Source organism: Mangrovimonas sp. sgz306409 (genome assembly GCF_059735265.1).
The window spans coordinates 476,167-497,058 of the sequence record NZ_JCAPEU010000002.1 but is presented as its reverse complement, the minus strand read 5'-3'; the positions used below and the strand labels follow the sequence as shown (position 1 = coordinate 497,058).

General features: G+C 39.2%; 19 protein-coding genes. 15 read left to right on the top strand and 4 right to left on the bottom strand.

The genetic code is table 11. From position 1 onward, the window contains the following. Window positions 1-188: 188 nt before the first annotated feature. A complete protein-coding gene (locus AC6I5C_RS05600; protein WP_053975982.1) occupies window positions 189-719 on the top strand; it encodes an RNA polymerase sigma factor in 531 nt (176 codons plus the stop codon). A 10-nt stretch (window positions 720-729) separates the two neighbouring features. Then, the gene (locus AC6I5C_RS05595) at window positions 730-1,551 is read left to right on the top strand and encodes an anti-sigma factor (RefSeq protein WP_497904302.1); all 822 of its coding nucleotides are present in this window, start codon (window positions 730-732) and stop codon (window positions 1,549-1,551) included. A 52-nt stretch (window positions 1,552-1,603) separates the two neighbouring features. Here AC6I5C_RS05595 and aqpZ read toward each other — a convergent pair whose 3' ends face one another. Continuing rightward, entirely contained in the window at window positions 1,604-2,299 is a 696-nt protein-coding gene (aqpZ, locus tag AC6I5C_RS05590; protein WP_497904301.1) for an aquaporin Z, read from the bottom strand. Between the two features lie 165 nt (window positions 2,300-2,464). Here aqpZ and AC6I5C_RS05585 point away from each other — a divergent pair, with 165 nt between their 5' ends. The 7 genes from AC6I5C_RS05585 to AC6I5C_RS05555 are packed head-to-tail and all read left to right on the top strand — an operon-like array spanning window position 2,465 to window position 9,747. Beyond that, window positions 2,465-2,668: a membrane or secreted protein gene (locus AC6I5C_RS05585; RefSeq protein ID WP_053975984.1), complete on the top strand. Its 204-nt coding sequence runs from the start codon at window positions 2,465-2,467 to the stop codon at window positions 2,666-2,668. 6 nt (window positions 2,669-2,674) lie between these two features. Continuing rightward, on the top strand, window positions 2,675-3,787 hold the full coding sequence (locus AC6I5C_RS05580) for a glycosyltransferase (protein ID WP_497904300.1): 1,113 nt from the start codon (window positions 2,675-2,677) through the stop codon (window positions 3,785-3,787). Next, window positions 3,778-4,326, top strand: coding sequence for an RNA polymerase sigma factor (locus AC6I5C_RS05575; RefSeq protein WP_083702057.1), 549 nt, complete (start codon window positions 3,778-3,780; stop codon window positions 4,324-4,326). Before AC6I5C_RS05580 ends, AC6I5C_RS05575 begins: the two co-directional genes overlap by 10 nt. After that, window positions 4,326-5,540 carry an Nramp family divalent metal transporter gene (locus AC6I5C_RS05570; RefSeq protein ID WP_497904299.1) on the top strand — a complete coding sequence of 405 codons (1,215 nt, stop codon included), beginning with the start codon at window positions 4,326-4,328 and terminating at the stop codon, window positions 5,538-5,540. Before AC6I5C_RS05575 ends, AC6I5C_RS05570 begins: the two co-directional genes overlap by 1 nt. A gap of 52 nt (window positions 5,541-5,592) precedes the next feature. Next, entirely contained in the window at window positions 5,593-6,471 is an 879-nt protein-coding gene (gene lipA, locus AC6I5C_RS05565) for a lipoyl synthase (RefSeq protein ID WP_053975988.1), read from the top strand. A gap of 2 nt (window positions 6,472-6,473) precedes the next feature. Next, the gene (gene gap / locus AC6I5C_RS05560) at window positions 6,474-7,472 is read left to right on the top strand and encodes a type I glyceraldehyde-3-phosphate dehydrogenase (protein WP_497904298.1); all 999 of its coding nucleotides are present in this window, start codon (window positions 6,474-6,476) and stop codon (window positions 7,470-7,472) included. A gap of 49 nt (window positions 7,473-7,521) precedes the next feature. Continuing rightward, on the top strand, window positions 7,522-9,747 hold the full coding sequence (locus AC6I5C_RS05555; protein WP_053975990.1) for an ATP-binding protein: 2,226 nt from the start codon (window positions 7,522-7,524) through the stop codon (window positions 9,745-9,747). Window positions 9,748-9,749: 2 nt separating this feature from the next. Here the strand turns inward: AC6I5C_RS05555 and lpxK are convergent, their stop codons facing one another. Next, window positions 9,750-10,760 carry a tetraacyldisaccharide 4'-kinase gene (lpxK, locus tag AC6I5C_RS05550; RefSeq protein ID WP_497904297.1) on the bottom strand — a complete coding sequence of 337 codons (1,011 nt, stop codon included), beginning with the start codon at window positions 10,758-10,760 and terminating at the stop codon, window positions 9,750-9,752. 137 nt (window positions 10,761-10,897) lie between these two features. Here lpxK and AC6I5C_RS05545 point away from each other — a divergent pair, with 137 nt between their 5' ends. The 3 genes from AC6I5C_RS05545 (at window position 10,898) to msrA (ending at window position 13,556) form a co-directional block, all read left to right on the top strand. Beyond that, window positions 10,898-11,992: a Nif3-like dinuclear metal center hexameric protein gene (locus AC6I5C_RS05545; RefSeq protein WP_497904296.1), complete on the top strand. Its 1,095-nt coding sequence runs from the start codon at window positions 10,898-10,900 to the stop codon at window positions 11,990-11,992. 2 nt (window positions 11,993-11,994) lie between these two features. Continuing rightward, a complete protein-coding gene (locus tag AC6I5C_RS05540; RefSeq protein WP_497904295.1) occupies window positions 11,995-12,774 on the top strand; it encodes a zinc ribbon domain-containing protein in 780 nt (259 codons plus the stop codon). 122 nt (window positions 12,775-12,896) lie between these two features. Next, window positions 12,897-13,556 (top strand): peptide-methionine (S)-S-oxide reductase MsrA, encoded by a 660-nt coding sequence (gene msrA / locus AC6I5C_RS05535; RefSeq protein WP_497904294.1) that lies wholly within the window; start codon window positions 12,897-12,899, stop codon window positions 13,554-13,556. 76 nt (window positions 13,557-13,632) lie between these two features. Here the strand turns inward: msrA and AC6I5C_RS05530 are convergent, their stop codons facing one another. Continuing rightward, window positions 13,633-16,707: a T9SS type A sorting domain-containing protein gene (locus AC6I5C_RS05530; RefSeq protein WP_497904293.1), complete on the bottom strand. Its 3,075-nt coding sequence runs from the start codon at window positions 16,705-16,707 to the stop codon at window positions 13,633-13,635. 520 nt (window positions 16,708-17,227) lie between these two features. Beyond that, window positions 17,228-17,647, bottom strand: a complete 420-nt coding sequence (locus tag AC6I5C_RS05525; protein ID WP_497904292.1) for a (4Fe-4S)-binding protein — start codon at window positions 17,645-17,647, stop codon at window positions 17,228-17,230. Between the two features lie 114 nt (window positions 17,648-17,761). Between AC6I5C_RS05525 and kynU the strand changes: the two genes are divergently transcribed. The 3 genes from kynU to AC6I5C_RS05510 are packed head-to-tail and all read left to right on the top strand — an operon-like array spanning window position 17,762 to window position 20,891. After that, window positions 17,762-19,030: a kynureninase gene (gene kynU, locus AC6I5C_RS05520; protein WP_497904291.1), complete on the top strand. Its 1,269-nt coding sequence runs from the start codon at window positions 17,762-17,764 to the stop codon at window positions 19,028-19,030. Between the two features lie 29 nt (window positions 19,031-19,059). Next, window positions 19,060-20,475, top strand: a complete 1,416-nt coding sequence (locus AC6I5C_RS05515; RefSeq protein WP_497904290.1) for an FAD-dependent oxidoreductase — start codon at window positions 19,060-19,062, stop codon at window positions 20,473-20,475. A gap of 2 nt (window positions 20,476-20,477) precedes the next feature. After that, window positions 20,478-20,891: a RidA family protein gene (locus tag AC6I5C_RS05510; protein ID WP_497904289.1), complete on the top strand. Its 414-nt coding sequence runs from the start codon at window positions 20,478-20,480 to the stop codon at window positions 20,889-20,891. Window position 20,892: the final 1 nt, after the last annotated feature.

The window sequence follows — 20,892 nt, the reverse complement described above, 5'->3', positions numbered from 1 at the left end:
AATTGCGCTATTAACCTTTATCTGTTTAGGAAAGAAAACATTTTAACTATAGTATCTTTTTAAAAGGTTTTTCAGCAATGTTTGTAATAGTAATATTTTGCTATTTTTACTACCTTTATTTATATACGTTTTAAAGAAGACTTTTAGATGTAATAGAAGTACTCTTAAAACCTTAATACACAAACCTTTTGAGCACATCTATTGAGCAGAAAATTGTCGAACTTTTAGAAAAAGAAGACAAAACCGCCATTAATTTACTCTATAAATATTATAGCGATAGTCTTTATGGTGTCATATTGAAGGTTACCAACGATGAGGAACTTGCCCAGGATGCTTTACAGGAAACCTTTGTAAAGGTCTGGAAAAATGCCAAATCGTACGACCCCAAAAAGGCCAAATTGTTCACCTGGTTATACCGAATTGCCAGAAACACAGCCATTGACAAATTAAGAAGTTTCAATAATCGATTTGAAAAGGAAGTCCAAATCGATCAATCCAACGTATATATACTACCAACAGCAAGTTTAAACCAAGATGTCCTTGATTTGAAAGAGCACGTTGGCAGATTGGACGAGAAGTACCAAATAGTACTGAAAGCCTTATTTTTTGAAGGCATGACGCAGCAGGAAGCCAGCGAAGAACTGGACATTCCGTTAGGTACTATAAAGTCTAGATTAAAAATTGGACTTAGAGAATTGAAAAAACTTTATGTTCATTAACTCAAAAGCAATGGAAACAACATTACAATCTTTCTTGAAGTCTGACCTATTGGACAAGTATATCCTAGGGACAGCAGATGCTTCGGAGATTTTAGAAGTAGAACATTTTATTTCCAAATACCCAGAAGCCCATGATGAGTACATTAGATTGCAGGACAATTTAGAAATCCTTGCCAAATCCAATGCGGTAGAAGCTCCCCAGTTCATTTTGGATTCCATTCACAAAGCCATCGAAAAAGAGGAAACCAAAAAGGAAACACCTGTTATCAGCTTAACGCAAACTCGTGTAAAGCGCAAAAAAACTTGGTACCGTTATAGCATCGCGGCCAGTATTGTAGCCTTCATTTTTGCCAGCGCTGCCTTTTTGCTGTACCAACAGAACATCCTTTTACAACAGGAAAACCAAGTGGTTGTTGATGAGCTTTTTGATTTGAGAAACGACATTGAAAACAACAACGAAAAACTGGACAATCTCATGAGACAGTTCATGAAACTGAACAATCCAGAAACCGAAAAGTATGTATTGCGAGGCAACGACAGAGCTAAAGACCTTAAAACCGTAGCCTATATCAATGCCGTAGACAAAACTTCTATGATCGATGTGGTATCCTTACCTCAGTTACCTGAAGACCAAACCTATCAAATTTGGGCAGAGTTACAAGGTAAAATGGTTAACCTAGGAATTTTAGATGCTTCAGATCGTAAGCTAAAACCTATTCCTTATATGGAAGATGCATTGGGACTTAGCATTACCATAGAACCTAAAGAAGGACAAAACAATGCAGCTTCTGCAGAAAATGAAGTTGCGGAAATCTCCTTAAAAAACAATTAAAAATAAGCACATTTGAAATAAAAAAACCTCGGAATTCCCGAGGTTTTTTTATTTATTCCATCTCCGGTTTATCGAACAAGTTTTTATGAATAAACCCTGCCACAACAGCCCCTAAAATTGGCGCTACCCAAAACATCCATAATTGGGAAATATAAGGCCCTGTAGCAAACAACGCCTGACTTGTAGATCTTGCAGGGTTAACAGAAGTATTTGTAATTGGTATACTAATTAAATGAATTAAGGTTAATGCCAAACCAATGGCTATAGGCGCAAAACCCTTTGGAGCCCGGTCATTGGTACTTCCCAAAATTATCAACAGGAAAAACAAAGTAAGTGTAAACTCGGCCACCAATCCAGATAACATAGAATAACCTCCGGGGGACAACTCTCCGTAGCCATTGGCTGCAAAACCGCCCACATCAGTAAAATTAGGTTGACCAGAAACAATTAGGTACAACACGCCAGCCGCGGCAATACCTCCAATAATTTGGGCCGCTATGTACCCTACCAAATCTTGAGCTGGAAATTTTCCTCCTGCCCATAACCCAAAAGTTACTGCGGGATTAAAATGCCCTCCTGAAATGTGCCCAACGGCAAAAGCCATAGTAAGCACCGTTAGTCCAAAAGCAAGTGCCACCCCAGCAAAGCCAATACCCAGTTCAGGAAAAGCTGCAGCAAAAATAGCACTGCCACAACCTCCAAAAACCAACCAAAAGGTTCCAAAAAACTCAGCAAATATTTTTTTCATAAGTTATAACATTAACAGTTAGCGTTTTAAATTTAACATTATTTTTCTTCCCCTGTAATTCACAAACTCAAAATCCTACAACAAACTGTCAACACTTGTTAACATCTACTAATAGAATTAGTCATTTTGCATCAAAAGCTTTACCTTTGCAGAAACCTTTTACGCATGAAATTGTTACTTATCACACTTATCCTTTTAGGATTGGGAATTGCTGGAATCGCCATTAAAATATGGGCTAAAAAGGATGGTAAATTTGCTGGAACTTGCGCAAGTCAAAATCCTATGCTAAATAAAAGTGGGGAAGCTTGTGGATTTTGTGGAAAGACACCAGACCAATTTGATAACTGCAACGAACCTCAACACTCCTAATCCTTAATGCTGATATTTGATGTTCTGTTCTACAGTTTTATTGTAGTTATAATTGTTCAAGCGTTTTATTATTTAGGCATTTTTCAAAAGTTTGCTTTTTCTAAAGCCCTCAAAACGGTACCCCAAAATTTTCCGGTATCGATTATTATTTGTGCCAAAAACGAGGCCGAGAACCTTCGTGAATTTCTCCCTTCCATTCTACAACAGGATTATCCCAATTTTGAAATAGTTCTTATCAATGACAGCTCTAGCGACGACACTTTGGAAGTCATGGAAGAATTTAAATCCTCTTATGATTTCATTAAAATTGTAGACGTTAAAAATGTTGAGGCCTTTTGGGGCAACAAAAAATACGCCCTTACCTTAGGTATCAAGGCCGCCAAAAACAAACACCTTCTATTTACAGATGCCGACTGTAAACCTATATCCAACCAATGGATTTCTGAAATGTGCAGCCATTTTTCCGACACCAAGTGTATTGTCATTGGTTATGGTGCTTACCAAAAAATTAAAGGCTCGATCCTAAACAAACTTATACGGTATGAAACCCTCCTAACGGCTACCCAATACCTTTCCTATGCACAAATAGGAATTCCATATATGGCAGTTGGGCGCAACTTAGCCTATAAAAGCGATACGTTTTATGAAGCCAGAGGTTTTATGAGCCATATTGATCTCAACTCTGGTGACGACGATTTGTTTGTTAATGAAATTGCCACATCCAAAAATACGGCTGTGTGCGTAAGCCCCGAGAGCTTTACACTTTCAAAACCCAAAACCACATTTAGCAGTTGGATCTTGCAAAAGCGGCGCCATGTAAGCACAGCCCAACGGTATAAAACCAAACACAAAATAGCATTGGGCCTGTTCTATATTTCCCAAGTTCTTTTTTGGGCATTGGCCATCTTATTGCTATCTATTCAATATCAATGGATGATTGTGGCCGGCCTGGTTGGATTCCGATTTTTAATGGCCTATACCATATTGGGATTGTCTGCTAAAAAGCTAAATGAAAAAGACCTTTTAGTATTACTTCCCTTCTTGGAACTATTTTTAATTGTGGTACAATTCTTTATATTTATAAAAAATCTAATTGCAAAACCTCATCATTGGAAGTAAAAGAAGCCATTGCAAAAGCTAAACAAAATGACCAAATGGCATTCAATTTTTTGTTGGACACTTTTTGGAACGACGTATACGGCTTTCAATTGAAACGCACCGAAAATGAAAATGATGCCGAAGATATAAGCATCCAAACATTTTCAAAGGCCTTTGACAAAATAGCCACCTATGATGAGAGCTATGTCTTTAAAACATGGTTGATTACCATTTCAAAGAACATCCATATCGATTTGTTGCGAAAACGAAAATCCTCAATTACGAGTACTACAAATCGAGAAGATGACAACGAGTTTTACAATATTATAGACGAATCTCCTTCACCAGAAGACAAACTCATCACCGAACAGAATCTGGCAAAACTTTTAAGAGACATCAAAAAGTTGCAGCCCCATTATCAAGAAATCATCAATCTGCGCTATTTTCAGGAACTGAGTTATAAGGAAATTTCGGAACAACTTCAAGAGCCCATCAACAATGTAAAGGTGAAACTCCTTAGGGCAAAAAAACTATTGGCAGAAATTATCACCAAAAAATAATGTCCTTTGATTTTAAAAAGCTAGGTCCTGGATTACTCTTTGCCGGTGCAGCAATTGGCGTATCACATTTGGTACAATCCACTAGAGCTGGCGCCGATTATGGCTTTGGACTTGTATGGGCTTTACTTTTGGTAAATTTGTTTAAATACCCCTTTTTTCAATTTGGACCACGTTATGCCATGGCTACGGGAGAAAGCCTTTTAGAAGGTTACAAAAAATTAGGCAAAGGTGTTCTTTTCACATATACTATAGTAACATTGGCTTCGATGTTCACCATTCAAACAGCCGTTACGATAGTTACCGCTGGATTGGCCCACAACCTGTTTGGAAATAGCATTTCTTTAGAAATTTGGACAGTAATTATTCTCATTATATGTGTCTTGATACTATTAAAAGGAAAATACCTATTTCTTGATAAAATCATGAAAGGAATTGTTGTCACCCTTACCATCAGCACTCTTATAGCTGTTGCTTTGGCTTTTAAAGAGCAACCAACGCCTATTTCGTTTTTACAGACACTTCCAAAAGACCATTTACAAATAGCCTTTTTAATTGCTTTTATGGGATGGATGCCCGCCCCTTTGGATATTTCTATCTGGCATTCCTTATGGACTATTGAAAAAAAGAAAGAAGTTCAAGAATTAACAGTCAAATCCTCCTTGTTCGATTTCAATATTGGATTTATAGGTACAATCATCATTGGATTAGGATTTTTAACATTGGGCGCTTTGGTCATGCACCAAAGCAGTGTGGCATTCAGTGCTAAAGCGAGTGAATTTTCAAACCAATTAATCTCCATGTATTCCAAACACATGGGAGCATGGACCTACCCCATCATTGGTATTGCCGCTTTCACCACCATGTTCAGCACTACCCTCACCACTATGGATGCCTCTCCTCGATCCATGGCCCACAGTCTGCAATTACTGTTTCCTAAAAAACAGTTTAAAGGATATCTTGTATGGATGTTCATTCTGCTCTTAGGAACCATCTTGATTTTCTTTTTCCTAGCTTCGGAAATGGGACTTCTCATCCAAATTGCTACGATTCTTTCCTTTTTAACGGCGCCCTTTTTCGCTATCGCCAATTATGTGCTTATCTGTAGCAAACATACGCCAACAGAATGGCGTCCTTCAATGGCAATGCATATTTGGAGTCTCTTAGGAATAGTTTTTCTTATAGGTTTTAGCGCTTGGTATCTTAGTACGATATAGCAAGGTATTACAATTATACTTTGTATCTTTGCGGTTGCAAATTACAGATTACATGAACACAGAAACTGCTTCAAACACGGTAACAGAAAGACAGCCAAAACCAAAATGGTTACGAGTTAAATTACCTACCGGTAAAAAGTATACAGAACTTAGAGGCTTGGTGGACAAATACAAGTTGAACACCATTTGTACTTCGGGAAGCTGTCCTAATATGGGTGAATGTTGGGGAGAAGGAACCGCCACCTTCATGATTTTAGGAAATATCTGTACCCGTTCCTGTGGATTTTGCGGAGTAAAAACAGGTCGTCCAGAAACTTTGGATTGGGACGAACCAGAAAAAGTGGCACGCTCCATCAAGTTAATGAACATCAAACACGCTGTATTGACCAGTGTAGATCGTGACGATATCAAGGACATGGGGAGTATCATGTGGGCCGAAACGGTAAAAGCTGTTCGCCGTATGAACCCAGAAACGACTTTGGAGACTTTGATTCCAGACTTTCAAGGCATCGAACAACACATTGACCGCATTATAGAAGTTGCTCCAGAAGTTGTTTCTCACAACATAGAAACCGTAAGACGATTGACCAGAGAAGTACGTATCCAAGCGAAATACGACCGTAGCTTGGGTGTTTTGAAATATTTAAAAGCTCAGGGACAACGCCGTACCAAATCTGGAATCATGTTAGGTCTTGGAGAAACCAGGGAGGAAGTTATCGAAACCCTACACGACCTAAAAGCAAATGATGTAGATGTTGTAACCATTGGCCAGTATTTACAACCAAGTAAAAAACATCTACCTGTTCAAAGTTTTATCACTCCAGAACAGTTTAAAGAATATGAAACCATTGGTTTGGAATTAGGCTTTAGACATGTTGAAAGTAGCGCTTTGGTAAGATCTTCCTACCACGCGCAAAAACACATCCACTAGTCATGATTAGGGTTGCCATAAATGGGTTTGGCCGAATTGGCCGACGCGTATTTAGACTCATACAAAACCATCCCAACCTTAGTGTAGTTGCCGTAAATGATTTAGCAGATGCGCATACCTTAAGTCATTTACTCAAATACGATAGTATTCATGGTGTTTTGCCAAACGAAGTATCTTGGGATGACCATCATATTATTGTAGACAATCAAAAGATTCCTCTGCTAAATCATAAGCATCCTAAAGATATTGACTGGCGTCCTTATGATGTTGATTTCACCATCGAAGCTAGCGGAAAATTCAAGACTACAGAAGATTTAGAATGGCATATTAAAAATGGTGCCAATCGTGTGATTTTATCGGTACCTCCTTTAGATGATAGTATCAAAACTATTGTCATGGGGGTCAACGACGATTTTTTGGATGGTACAGAAAAAATTATTTCCAACGCCTCATGTACCACCAACAATGCGGCGCCAATGCTAGCTGTTGTTAAGGAACTCTGTGGTGTCAAGCAGGCTTATATTACCACGGTTCACTCCTACACAACAGACCAAAGCTTGCACGATCAACCTCACAGGGACTTAAGAAGAGCACGTGCCGCAGGGCAATCTATTGTTCCTACAACTACTGGTGCCGCCAAGGCTTTGACCAAAATATTCCCCGACCTTTCCAATGTTATTGGGGGCTGCGGAATAAGAGTGCCCGTAGCCAACGGCTCCTTAACGGATATCACTTTTAACGTGGAAAACACGGTATCTATAGAAGATATAAACCAAGCCTTTAAAAAAGCTTCAGAAACTAAGCTGAAAGGCATTTTGGAATACACCGAAGACCCCATCGTATCCATAGATATTGTAGGAAATACCCACAGTTGCATCTTCGACTCACAGATGACTTCCGTGATAGGAAATATGGTTAAAATTGTAGGGTGGTACGACAATGAAACTGGATATTCTTCAAGAATTTTAGATTTAATTTGCAATTTATCGGACAAATCATGACTTTTATCGAATAAATATTTATATTTGTTACAATAAAAGCGGTCTAAATATGTCCCAAATTAAGTACTTCATCCTTATTTTAGGCTTCAGTTGTTGGCTTCAGCTAGGAGCGCAAAACAACGCTGATGATCGTGATTTATTGCAAATGCGCATTGAAAATCACATCACGTATGCTTCCTTAAACAGTAGCCGTGGCGATTATTACGAGGCAAAGGAAAATCTTACAAATGCTTTGGATATAGCCAAAACTATTGGCAACAAACAAAGTCAAGGAATTATCTATACCAAAATTGCCAAACTGCAATACACCATTGAAGAGTCCAAAGAAGCAATAGTTTCCCTTAATAAAGCCGCAGAGATTCAAAGGGAGATTGAGGATTACGCCAATTTAGCCATAACCTATAATGTTTGGGGAGTTATTTACTACAGCTCCAAGGATTACCAAACGGCTTTAGACTACTTTAATTCTGCCAAAACCAAATTTGAAGAGGAAGACCTAGAGGAATACATTCCGGAAGTATGCCTTAATGAAGCAAAGGTGTACATTCAAATGGAAGACTACAAACAGGCCAAAGCCCAATTGGAAAAAGCCATTGTACTTGCCAAAAAATACAATCAAAACAATATTTTAAGTAGTGCCTTAATCAATAATGGAAAAGTTCTCCAACAACTAGGCAATAGTGATTTGGCCCTTTCTGTTACGAACGACGGATTAAAAATTGCCCAACAGAACAAGCTTATCGAAAGCCTCAACGAAAGTTACCTTACATTGAGCGACATTTACCAATCTGAACAAAACTACAAGCTTGCCAACGAATTTTTGCTCAAGCACATTAAGTTATCAGATTCTATATTGGATATCAAACGTGAGAACTTGAGCCCGGAAAAACGCACACAATTTATCAGTGAATATAAAGATGCCGAGAACCAACAGTTAAAGGCAGAAATGAAGCAAAAGAATGCCGATAGCAACCTTACCAAAATCACCACTATTTTGAGTATTGCCCTTATCACCATTCTTTCGCTGCTAACGCTTTCACTGTACAAAAACAACAATATTAGGCTCAAGACCAACAACATGCTTCATAAGAAAAATGACGAGTTGGTATTAGCCAAAGAGAAGGCTGAATTGGCGTCCAAAACAAAAGCCAATTTCCTTTCCACGGTAACACATGAGCTTAGAACACCTTTGTATGCCGTTACCGGATTGACCAATATGCTTTTGGAAGAACAACCAAAACCAGAACAGATACCTCACTTAAAATCACTGAAATTTTCTGGAGACTATCTTTTAACCTTCATCAATGACATTCTACAGATCAATAAAATTGAAGCCAACAAAGTAGACTTGGATCCTGAAATTTTTGATTTAAAGAAGAAAGTAGGCAATGTGATTTCCGCGCTCAACAATTCTGCCATGGACAATAACATTACCATGCATTTTGAGTACGACAAAGACCTTCCTCGCACCTTTGAGGCCGATCAACTTAAGATTTCCCAAATCTTGATCAACCTTATCGGTAACGCTATTAAGTTTACCAAAGACGGTGATATTTGGGTAAGAGTTACCAAAATGAATGAAAAAGATGGGGTATATGGGGTAAGGTTTGAAGTGGAGGACAACGGTATAGGAATTACCAAAGAAAAGCAGGAGCACATGTTTGAAAGTTTCTCTCAAGGCTCCATTCAAATAAACCGTAAATACGGAGGAACTGGGCTTGGACTTTCCATTGTGAAAGGGCTTATAGAAATCCTGAAAGGAAAAATCTACCTTAAAAGTGAGCTCGGAAAAGGATCTACCTTCATTTTTGAAGTGCCAATGGCTTATGCTGAAAAGCTTGAGACCATCGCGAAACCAAACTATTCAAATAACATCAATCAATTGGACTTAAGCAATGTTAAAATTTTGGTTGTCGAGGACAACAAAATTAACCAAATGATCACGAAGAAGATTTTGAACAAAATGAACCTTCAGTGCGATGTCGTGGACAATGGTGAAGATGCCGTTGAGAGAGTAAAAGAAGTGAATTACAGTGTTGTTTTAATGGATATCCACATGCCAGGAATTAGCGGATTGGAAGCCACCAAAATCATTAGAACTTTCGACAAAGAACTTACCATTTTTGCCCTTACTGCGGTAACCTTGGAGGACAAAATGCATGAGTTTGATGAAGCTGGCTTCAACGATATTATCTCAAAACCGTTTAAACAGGAAGATTTTGAGAAGAAGCTATTCAACGCTTTAAGTAACCAGAATCAGGCTTCTACCATTTAATTTTAAAATTGGCTAACGAAGGTATTCACCTTTGAATTTAACAATTCTGGTTTATCCAACTGTACTTCTATGGGCAAATAGAACAGGTTATCTTGATTTTTGAAATGTGGAGATAGGCGCATATAGTCCTTTTCGGTAGTAATGATCAGTTCTTCGTTTTTCAACATATCAATCTCACTTTCTGAAAAATCGTGGTGATCCTTAAAGTTTAAGTGTTTAAACTCTAGTTGAAAAGACTTCAAATACTCCAAAAGAGGTTTTGGATTCGCTATACCTGTCACCAAGCTAAACGTTTTACCCTTCAACAAATCAAGAGACATTTCTCCTGTTCGACCTTTAAGTACACTCGAATAATCAATGGAACTAAAAAACACCTCTTGGCCTTCCCTTGGATTCAATTGCTTTATAATTTCTGTTTTTTCAACTTTACCCAAATTGTTTGGGCATTTGGTTACTACAATCACATCGGCACGTTTTGCACCAGATCTAGGCTCTCTTAAATCGCCTGTTGGCAACAAAATATCGTTGGCGTATAATTTGGAATACGAAGTCAACAATAAATAAAATCCCGCCTTAACTTTTCGGTGCTGAAAAGCATCGTCCAAAAGGATAATTTCAGGAGCACTTTTCAATTTGCGTAATTCGGCAATACCATGACGTCTGTCCTCATCTACACAAACCAATAAATCTTCAAACTTAGAATGAAACTGGAAAGGTTCATCACCAATATCTTCCACTGTTGTTTCGTTATTAGCCAAAAGAAAACCCTTGGTTTGCCTTCTATACCCCCTACTCAAAGTTGCCAAAGATCGATCTTCCCCTAACAACCTCACCAAATATTCAATCATTGGAGTTTTTCCCGTTCCCCCTACACTCAAATTACCAACTGCGATTACAGGGAAATTATATTCCGTCGACTTAAAAACACTAACATCATATAATTTGTTTCGTAACCAAGTGATCACATAATAAACAGGAACAAAAGGCAATAAAAGCTTCCGAAGTAAGTGCATAAATGACTATTTAAACAGCATTGAATTGGTTTGGCAATATAGTCAATATTTAAATCATGCTTCTTTACAATTTCTAACCTCATGAAAACTGTCGAGCGTATCACTTTATTTTTATCTTTGAAACAAACAATACTTTTATGCTTATAAAAGATGTCATTGCGCATTTGGAAGATTTGGCCCCAACGGCCTATGCCGAAGATTTTGACAATGTAGGCCTTTTGGTAGGAGACAAAAACACTCCCCTAAAAGGTGTTTTGGTAACTTTAGACACTTTGGAAGCCGTGGTTGACGAAGCCATTGAGCACAACTGCAATCTTATTGTGAGCTTCCACCCCATCATTTTTAAAGGATTAAAAAAACTAAACGGTAACAGTTATGTGGAGCGAGTGGTGATTAAAGCCATTCAACATAACATTGCCATTTATGCCATTCATACAGCTTTGGACAATGCCTTACAAGGCGTAAACGATATTATCTGCAACCAATTAGAATTACATTCCAAAGAAATATTGATTCCACAAAAAAGCACCATAAAAAAACTGACCACTTATGTCCCTACAGAATCCGCTGTTCAGTTAAGGGAGGCTTTATTTACAGCAGGAGCTGGTAGCATAGGTAATTACGAACAATGTAGTTTTAATACGGAAGGTACTGGAACCTTTAAAGGAAATGCCTCCTCCAATCCTACAAAAGGAGAAAAGGAAGTATTACATTACGAACCTGAAACCCAAGTTTCAGTAACCTTTCAAAAACATCATGAATCCAATATTCTAAAGGCTCTTTTTTCTGCCCATCCCTATGAAGAAGTAGCTTATGAAGTACAAACTTTGGACAACATCAACCAAACGATAGGCATTGGTATGATTGGGGAACTGGAAGAAGCCATGGAACCTGTACACTTCCTAAATTATGTAAAGGAAAAAATGAACGTATCGGTAATTAGACACACCGAACTCCCACAAAAAACCATCAAAAAAGTGGCAGTTTTGGGAGGCTCCGGAAGCTTTGCCATTGGTGCCGCAAAAGCAGCCAAAGCTGACATTCTAATTACTTCAGACTTAAAATATCATGACTTCTTTTCGGCCGAAAACCAAATTATTTTAGCCGATATTGGTCATTACGAAAGCGAACAGCACACAAAAACATTTTTAGCAGACTATCTATCAAAAAAAATTACTAATTTTGCAGTCGTTTTATCGATGACAAATACCAATCCAGTAAAGTATTTATAATTATGGCAAAAAAAGTTGAAGCTTCTGTTGAAGAACGATTAAGAGCGTTATACGATTTACAATTAATCGATTCCAGAGTAGACGAGATCAGAAACTTAAGAGGCGAGCTTCCTTTAGAGGTAAGAGACCTTGAAGATGAAGTAGAGGGATTAAATACAAGACTTGAAAAATTAGGTTCAAATCTTGAAATGATTGATGAGGAAATCAAAGGGAAGAAAAATTTAATTGAAGAAGCCAAAGCTTTGATTAAAAAATACAGTGAGCAACAAAAAAATGTTAGAAATAACAGAGAATACAACTCATTGACCAAAGAAATAGAGTTTCAGGAATTGGAAATTCAATTGGCCGAAAAACACATTAAAGAGTTCAAGGCGCAAATTGAGCAGAAAAAAGAAATCATTGCTGAAACCAAAGATCGTCTTAAAGACCGTCAGACTCACCTTAAGCACAAGCGCAGTGAGTTGGATGCTATTTTAGCCGAGACCGAAAAAGAAGAACAAGCGTTACTTCAGAAATCGGAAGAATACCAAGAGCAAATCGACAGCAGATTGGTAAAAGCTTACCATAGAATCCGTAGTAATGTAAAGAATGGTTTAGCCGTTGTGCCAATTGAAAGAGGCGCTTCTGGAGGTTCTTTCTTTACAATTCCACCACAAATCCAGGTTGAAATTGCTTCTCGTAAAAAAGTAATTACAGACGAGCACAGTGGACGTATTTTGGTAGATGCGCAGTTAGCCGATGAACAAAGAGAGAAAATGGAAAAATTGTTCTCCAAACTTTAGAACATCATAAAACTTCATATAAAAATCCCTAACCTATCGGTTAGGGATTTTTTTTGTGACCTCTTTCTTATAGTTTCCAATAAGGTTTTCCAAAGTCCAACGACTATTAAAAGAAAAACGCTATGAAACCTATCAGCACCTTTATCATTGCCATTCTATTTTTCAGTTGCAACAACCACGCACAAGTAAACACGCAACAACAAGCCTTAATGAATGTAGAACCTATTGAAGTTCCTTTGGAAAATGGTTTGGCCCGCGCCTATTTTGCCAGCGGATGCTTTTGGTGCGCCGAAGCCATTTACGAAAGTGTAAAAGGTGTAGAAGAAGCCATTTCTGGGTACTCCGGAGGCCACTCAGAAAACCCTACGTATGAAGATAGCAACACAGGGCGTACAGGACATGCGGAAGCCATTGAAGTGATTTACAATCCAAAAGTAGTGGATTTTGCAACCTTGATCGATGTCTACTTCAACTCCCAGGATCCAACCCAATTTAACGGACAAGGTCCTGACAGAGGTAGCCAATACCGCTCCATTATTTTTTACCAAAATGAAGAACAGAAACAAATAGCCATTGAAAAAAAAGCCGCTTGGGCAAAAAAATTAAATACCGAAATCGCTGCTGAAATCATGCCATTCCAAAAATTTTGGGAAGCCGAAGCCTATCATCAGGACTTTGAAAAACGCAACCCCAATCACCCTTACATCAAAAATGTCTCCCAACGACGTTTGGAAAATTTCAAGCGTACTTGCCCTATGCTCATCAAAAATGATGATGAATAAACATCAAACTCAAACATAAAAAAAGCCCACCAAGAAAGTGGGCTTTAAGCTGCAATAACAGTATACTATTAAACAATTATCGCCTAGATTGAACTAATTTACCTGTCACACGCTCTCCATTCACCGTCAATACATAAATGAGCGTATTGTTTTGCAGGGCTGGTAAATTGACATTATATGAGTTTTCACCTTGCTTCAAATCTCCTTCAAAAACCATTTTAACACGTTGCCCCAGTAAATTCATCAATTCCAAACTTCCCTTAGAATCTTCGGGAGCCACTACCTTAAAGTTAACTTGATCGTTAAAAGGATTTGGATATGCTTTGATAATGGTTTTGGAAGGAAGTTGCTTTATGGAAGTGTCTTCTTCCAATGACATTCGGGCGGCTGGAGCTACCTCCTCTTCTTCACATGTAGTGGCATCAGACACACATGTGGTATCATCCTTTCTTCTAGCTTTAATGCTAAACCCATCTCCCGCATTAATAGTAAACTGTACGGCATCCTGCCAATCTCCGTCATTGTTATTATATTCATAATCGACACCTTCTCCATCAAGTGGACTCATAACTTCTAAAATTATTTCTGCAGAGGAACAAGATGCCGCTTGAACCACTTGAACAACTGGAGTTGAAGGAGCATCCGCTGCTGGATCAACATCCACAGGCACCGCAGTAGAAATACAGCCAGTTATAGTATTCATAGCCCGAACAATATAAGAACCAGGGGAAACGGAATTAAAAACCCCCGTAATATTGGTAAACGCTGCTGGATCTACACTATCCAAACTAAAAGCCAATCCTGCTGTAGCCGAAGTCACAGTTATTGTGCCGGTAGGTGATGAACATGTAGCATCCACAGCACTTAGCGTTGGTGGAGAAGGCAAAGGATTTATGGTAACACTAATGTCTACATTCGCTTTACAACTTGTATCGTTTAAGGTCACTTCTGCCCAAAGATCCCCAACAGTATTCAAATTGGCCGTTGTAGGAGAGGCTACTGACACCCCTCCATTTCCAGGTTCTCCATCATACCAGGCAACTGTTCCTGCCTCACCATCCAATACAGTGGCGTCACTCAAAGTTAAATCCGTAGATGACTCATCTGCACAAATCACAAATGGAGAATCAACTGGTGTTGGCAATGGGTTTACCGTCAAACTTATATCTACTGTTGATTTACAGCCGGTTCCTGTCAAGGTCACCTCTGCCCAAAGGTCACTTATTGTGTTCAAGTTGGCAGTTGAGGGGGTACCGATCAAAGAACCACTATCCTCAGGATCTCCATCATACCAGGCAACAGTTCCTGTCTCTCCATCTAGCACGGTTGAATCACTCAGGGTTAGGTCTGTAGACGTCTCATCTGCACAGATTGTAAATGGCGCATCGGCAGGTGTTGGAACTGGGTTTATGGTTACACCGATATCCACAGTTACCTTACAGCCAGTTTCTGTCAAGGCCACCTCTGCCCAAAGGTCACTTATTGTGTTCAAGTTGGCAGTTGAGGGGGAACCTATCAAAGAACCACTATTCTCAGGATCCCCATCGTACCAGGCCACAGTTCCTGTCTCTCCATCCAACACGATTGCATCACTCAAGGTTAAGTCTGTAGATGTCTCATCTGCACAAATCACAAAGGGAGAATCAACTGGCGTTGGCAATGAGTTCACAGTTACACTTATATCAACATTTGCTTTACACCCTGTACCGTTTAAGGTCACCTCAGCCCAAAGGTCACTAATTGTATTCAAATTAGCCGTTGTGGGAGAGACTACCAAAGAACCTCCATTTCCAGGCTCACCGTCATACCAGGCAACAGTCCCAGATTCTCCATCTAGCACAGTTGCATCACTCAAGGTTAGGTCTGAAGATGTCTCATCTGTACATATTGTAAATGGAGAATTAACTGGTGTTGGCAAAGGGTTTATGGTAACCGTATCCGTTGCGGGTGTCAAACAAACACCACCTGTTGGCGTATAAGTAATTGTATATGTCCCTGGGGTACTATTTTCCAAATCAATAACGCCATTACTTTGATTACTCCAGACCAAACCGGATGGAGAAGATCCAAAAGTTCCACTAGGAGATACCGGCACCGTTGGAGCCGCAGTTCCCCCTGCTACTGCACAAAAAGGGGAACTATATTCCAATTGAGCCGAGCCAAAAACAAAGTTAACAGGAATAGGATCTACAAAGTCCTTAAGAGCAGCCGTATAAGAATCTGACGCCTTTGTTTTTACAAACACAGTTCTAATGTTGGCGGATAAACAATTGGCATTTAAAATTGCGTCAATATTTACAGCCGCCTCCACAAAGGCATATGAGATATAAGTATTCGCCCCAAAAGCTTGATATGGGACTGAAATTCCGCCACTTCCATTAGTTGCCCCAAAAGCAACACTTCCTTCTTCTGGAATTTCCTTTTCCACAAATTGATATGTACTTCCCGTTTGTTCCCATACATAAAAATGAACTGTAGCATTGGTTCCCCCATTACTATACTCCATAGAGAGTGTAAAATCTCCCGGTGTTCTCCCATTTGTAGCCGCCAAGGAACTAGTTCCGTCTGCATCTACTGAAGAAAAGGTTCCTTCAGGTTCTCTGGTAAAAATTCCCTGGGAAAATTCAAAATCAATATAACTTGTTCCATTTGTAGTCAATCTATCCCCAGCTAGCATCACCCACTTTTCAGTACCACTAGTGCTTTGGTGCAAAACAACCGTATTAATATCACATTTACTGGTTGGTTTCCCAGATGACCACTTCCAATCATTTGGGTTATCATCAAAAGAGCTACCTCCCGTAAAACTTAAATCGGACTGGGAGTTATAATCGTCCCGAACAAATCCAGTAGAACTAGAATCTACTGGCCCCCATATACCTCCAACCTGCTGAAGAACAAACCCTCCTGTACCGCTTCCAAAAATCCAATCTCCAGCACTATCATTTGTGAGAAGGTTACCATCAATATCAAAACCACCTGTTGGAGGGTTTACAGGGGCTACTTGAGAAAAAGCATTGCACATAAAAAAAAGAACGATGATCAACATTGTCCTTTTTAAGATATAATGTAATAATTGAGAAAAAGAAATGTTTTCGAGTAACAGTATTGCACAGTACTCTTCATCAAAAATTGTTGTTTGTGTTTTCATTGGTCTTAGAATTAAATTGGTTATTAAATAATGCTTAGGTTAATCCCAGATAGATTAATGAGGTTCTAAAACCAAACACAAGAAAATATAAGTCAACAGCCATTGGGAGCTTTGCCTCTAACATAAATACCTCGAAATAGTGTGTAATTGATAGCAAAAATTCTACACAATCACAGAAGATGTTGGTGCCTGTTTGCTATTAATAAATTTAATCTTGGAGAGAATTGCGAATTAAATTCAATTCGACTTTCATATACATCTAAACTAATTTTAAAAAATACGTCCACAAAATAAAACCGTTGGACGACTAAAATTAACTTTAATTTACTGATTTTCAGAAGAATAAAACTACAAAGCATCCATTTAAAGTGCTCATTTTCAAGAAAATTTGGGTTAAAATCATCCAAACCCAAAGCTTCACCCGTATATATTATAAATATCCCGCAGTTTGCGTCTATATATATTGAAAGCGCTTCTACCAATGGTCGAAGCGCTTTTTCTTTAAATATTTCTTTAAGAATTATCCCTCAAAATCAATCTTCCTGTGGGTGCCGTCACAATAGGGTTTGTTAGCAGAACCTCCACAACGGCAAAAAGCAGTCGTTTTATCTTTGGTCTCAGTTCGGCCATCCGTATGGTTCACACTTAAGGTACCGTGTACCAATAACGGTCCATTTTCCATAATCTCCACTTTAGTTTCCATCGCTTTAATATTATCTTGTTTTGCACCGTTCATATAAAAACTCAATGCGCCAGAAGGGCATTGTTTTACTTGGTTAACCAAGGCCGATGTACTCGCAGCTTGAATCTTAATCCACGGTTTATCCTGAGGTTGGAAAACATCAGGCAAGCCTTTCACACAAATTCCCGAATGAATGCATTTTCCAGGTTCCCAAACAATGGTGACTTCTCCATTGCTATATTCTTTTGTAACATCCATGGCCGCGGTTTTTACTAAAGATACAAATTCCCTGTTGAAATCTCTCCTAATTTACACTTCATTCCTAGATTTATAATTCCTATTTTTGTGAACAACCCAAAAAAAAAATTACAATTGTCTACATATAAATCAGGTTTGAATTTTGCCAAAGAACTAGACCAAAATGACGACCTCGCACCATACAGAACCAAGTTTCACATCCCAAAAGATTCACAAGGAAACGAGCTAATTTACCTTTGCGGAAATTCATTAGGACTACAACCCAAAACCACCAAATCTTACATTGATCAAGAATTGGAAGATTGGGCCAATCTAGGTGTTGAAGGCCATACCGATGCCAAAAACCCATGGATGCCCTACCATGAATTCCTAACGGAAAACATGGCTAAGGTAGTTGGTGCCAAACCTATCGAGGTGGTGACCATGAACACCCTTACGGCCAACTTGCACTTTATGATGGTGTCCTTTTACAAACCTACTGCAAAACGTTATAAAATTGTCATCGAATCTGATGCGTTTCCTAGTGACAAGTATGCTGTGGAATCACAATTGCGCCACCATGGTTATGACGATAAGGAAGGATTGATTTTATGGACACCACGAGAAGGGGAAGAATTGCTGCGCTATGAAGATTTACAAGCAATTTTAGACGCCCATGGCGATGAGATTGCCCTGATCATGATTGGAGGTGTCAACTACTATACAGGACAATATTTCGATTTAAAGCGTATTACGCAAATGGGGCATGAACATGGTTGTATGGTTGGTTTCGACTGTGCCCATGGAGCCGGAAATGTGCAACTCAACCTTCACGATTCGGGAGCCGATTTTGCCGTTTGGTGTACCTATAAGTACCTCAACTCAGGCCCTGGAAGTTTAGCAGGTGCCTTTGTGCACGAACGCCATGCCCATGACAAAACCCTCAACCGTTTTACGGGCTGGTGGAGTCATAATAAACAAACCCGTTTTAACATGCGTCATGAGTTTGACGTCCTACCGGGAGCAGAAGGTTGGCAATTGTCCAACCCTCCTATTCTTTCCTTGGCGGCTATCAAGGCTTCCTTGGATATCTTTGGAGAAGTAGGCATCGAAAAACTCACTAAAAAATCGAAAGAACTAACAGGCTATTTTGAATTCTTACTGAAAGAACTTGGCGAGGACACCATTAGAATCATCACTCCTGAAAATCTAAACGAGCGTGGTTGCCAATTGTCCATTCAAGTAAAAAATGCCGATAAAAATCTACATAAAAAATTAACCGAAGCAGGTGTGATTAGTGACTGGAGAGAGCCTGATGTGATTCGTTGCGCTCCCGTGCCGCTTTACAATTCTTTTCAAGATGTGTACCACATGGTAGACAAGTTAAAAGCTATTTTAAATTAAACACACCGTCTGACGTTTGACAACTAAAAATGAATAACACACAACAAAATATATTGATTATTGGCGCTGGACTTTGCGGAAGTCTTTTGGCCCTTCGTCTTGGACAAAGAGGTTATAAGGTAACCGTTTATGAAATGCGCCCCGATTTGCGAAAAGTAGACATTAGTGCTGGACGCTCCATTAACCTAGCCTTTTCAGACCGTGGCATCAAGGCCATGAATATGGTAGGTATTCAAGACCAAATTGAGCCCTTGTGTATTCCAATGAACGGGAGAATGCTCCACGACTTGGAAGGCAACACGTCTTTTTCTCCCTATAGCGGAAGACATGAGTACATCAATTCCATATCAAGAGGAGGCCTCAATGCGCTGTTATTGGACGAAGCCGAAAAGCACGAAAACGTCACCATTCATTTCAACAAAAAATGTAAATCGGTTGACTTTGAAAATACCACAGCACTTTTTAAAGACTACGATACCAATACCGAATTTGAAGCAAATGCCGATGTCATCTTCGCTACGGATGGCGCCGGTTCTGCCATGAGAAAAAGCTATTATTTGGGCAAAAAGTTCCTATTTAGCTTTTCACAGAATTATCTAACACATGGCTATAAGGAATTAAGCATTCCACCAACCGAAGACGGTGGTTTTAGAACCTACAAAAATGCCCTTCACATTTGGGGTCGCGATGCCTTTATGCTCATCGCCCTACCAAATTTAGACGGCAGCTTTACGGTAACCCTGTTTTTAAGTTTTGATGAAGGCGAATACAATTTCAATAATTTAACCACTAAAGAGCGTGTTGAAGAGTTCTTCTCTACTTACTTTAAGGATGCTTTGGAATTGATGCCAAATCTGGCCGAAGAGTTTTTTGAAAACCCAACAGCACCACTTGGAACCGTAAAATGTTCACCTTGGCATTACAAAGGCAACACATTATTGATGGGTGACGCGGCACACGCCATTGTACCTTTTTATGGACAAGGCATGAATGCTTCTTTTGAAGATGTCACCGAATTGGATAAGGTTTTGGAAGAAGGCCACACCGATTGGGAAACCATCTTTAAAATCTACGAAGCCAACAGAAAAAAGGACACCGATGCCATAGCTGATTTGGCCATCGATAATTTCTTCGAAATGAAAGGCCACGTGAACAAGGCCAATTTCAGGGAAAAACGCCAATTGGAAATGGCCCTTGAAAAAACCTTCCCAACGGAATATTCCTCTAAATATTCCCTAGTAACCTTCAATGAAGAACTTGGCTATCAAGAAGCCATGTTACGTGGAAGAGCCCAAGACAAAGCCATCTTAAACATGTTGGCCGATGGCATTATTTCCAATGTTGAAGACATGACCGAAGCAGAACTTAAAGAAACCCTAGAAAACATAAAAACCGCTACCGAGAACATTTTGGAAGACGACAGAATAGCGGGAATGAAACAATAAGCATGAGCGAAGAAAAGAAAGTAACCCCTAGAGGCGCCTACCCACACGTAAAGGTAGTTGGCGATTTTATTTTTGTTTCTGGAACCAGTTCCAGAAGACCAGACAACTCCATTGCCGGTGTAGAATTGGTAGATGAAATGAATACCAAAATTTTCAATATTGAAGTACAGACCCAAGAGGTTTTAAAGAATATCGACAAGACCTTACAAACCGTTGGCGCCAGCTTAAAAGATGTGGTAGATGTTACCACGTTTTTGGTAAACATGAATGACTTTGCTGGCTATAACAAAGCCTATGGCGAGTTTTTTGATAAAGCCACAGGCCCTACAAGAACCACTGTAGCCGTACACCAATTGCCACATCCAGACTTGCTAATTGAAATAAAAGTAACGGCTTATAAAAAGGCCTCAGAATAAA

Excerpts from the sequence above, each read along its gene's own strand:
- AC6I5C_RS05595 (WP_497904302.1), top strand. The coding sequence starts at position 730 with ATGGAAACAACATTACAATCTTTCTTGAAGTCTGACCTATTGGACAAG.
- aqpZ (WP_497904301.1), bottom strand. The coding sequence starts at position 2,299 with ATGAAAAAAATATTTGCTGAGTTTTTTGGAACCTTTTGGTTGGTTTTT.
- AC6I5C_RS05585 (WP_053975984.1), top strand. The coding sequence starts at position 2,465 with ATGAAATTGTTACTTATCACACTTATCCTTTTAGGATTGGGAATTGCT.
- AC6I5C_RS05580 (WP_497904300.1), top strand. The coding sequence starts at position 2,675 with ATGCTGATATTTGATGTTCTGTTCTACAGTTTTATTGTAGTTATAATT.
- AC6I5C_RS05570 (WP_497904299.1), top strand. The coding sequence starts at position 4,326 with ATGTCCTTTGATTTTAAAAAGCTAGGTCCTGGATTACTCTTTGCCGGT.
- lipA (WP_053975988.1), top strand. The coding sequence starts at position 5,593 with ATGAACACAGAAACTGCTTCAAACACGGTAACAGAAAGACAGCCAAAA.
- gap (WP_497904298.1), top strand. The coding sequence starts at position 6,474 with ATGATTAGGGTTGCCATAAATGGGTTTGGCCGAATTGGCCGACGCGTA.
- AC6I5C_RS05555 (WP_053975990.1), top strand. The coding sequence starts at position 7,522 with ATGTCCCAAATTAAGTACTTCATCCTTATTTTAGGCTTCAGTTGTTGG.
- lpxK (WP_497904297.1), bottom strand. The coding sequence starts at position 10,760 with ATGCACTTACTTCGGAAGCTTTTATTGCCTTTTGTTCCTGTTTATTAT.
- AC6I5C_RS05545 (WP_497904296.1), top strand. The coding sequence starts at position 10,898 with ATGCTTATAAAAGATGTCATTGCGCATTTGGAAGATTTGGCCCCAACG.
- AC6I5C_RS05540 (WP_497904295.1), top strand. The coding sequence starts at position 11,995 with ATGGCAAAAAAAGTTGAAGCTTCTGTTGAAGAACGATTAAGAGCGTTA.
- msrA (WP_497904294.1), top strand. The coding sequence starts at position 12,897 with ATGAAACCTATCAGCACCTTTATCATTGCCATTCTATTTTTCAGTTGC.
- AC6I5C_RS05530 (WP_497904293.1), bottom strand. The coding sequence starts at position 16,707 with ATGAAAACACAAACAACAATTTTTGATGAAGAGTACTGTGCAATACTG.
- AC6I5C_RS05525 (WP_497904292.1), bottom strand. The coding sequence starts at position 17,647 with ATGGATGTTACAAAAGAATATAGCAATGGAGAAGTCACCATTGTTTGG.
- AC6I5C_RS05515 (WP_497904290.1), top strand. The coding sequence starts at position 19,060 with ATGAATAACACACAACAAAATATATTGATTATTGGCGCTGGACTTTGC.
- AC6I5C_RS05510 (WP_497904289.1), top strand. The coding sequence starts at position 20,478 with ATGAGCGAAGAAAAGAAAGTAACCCCTAGAGGCGCCTACCCACACGTA.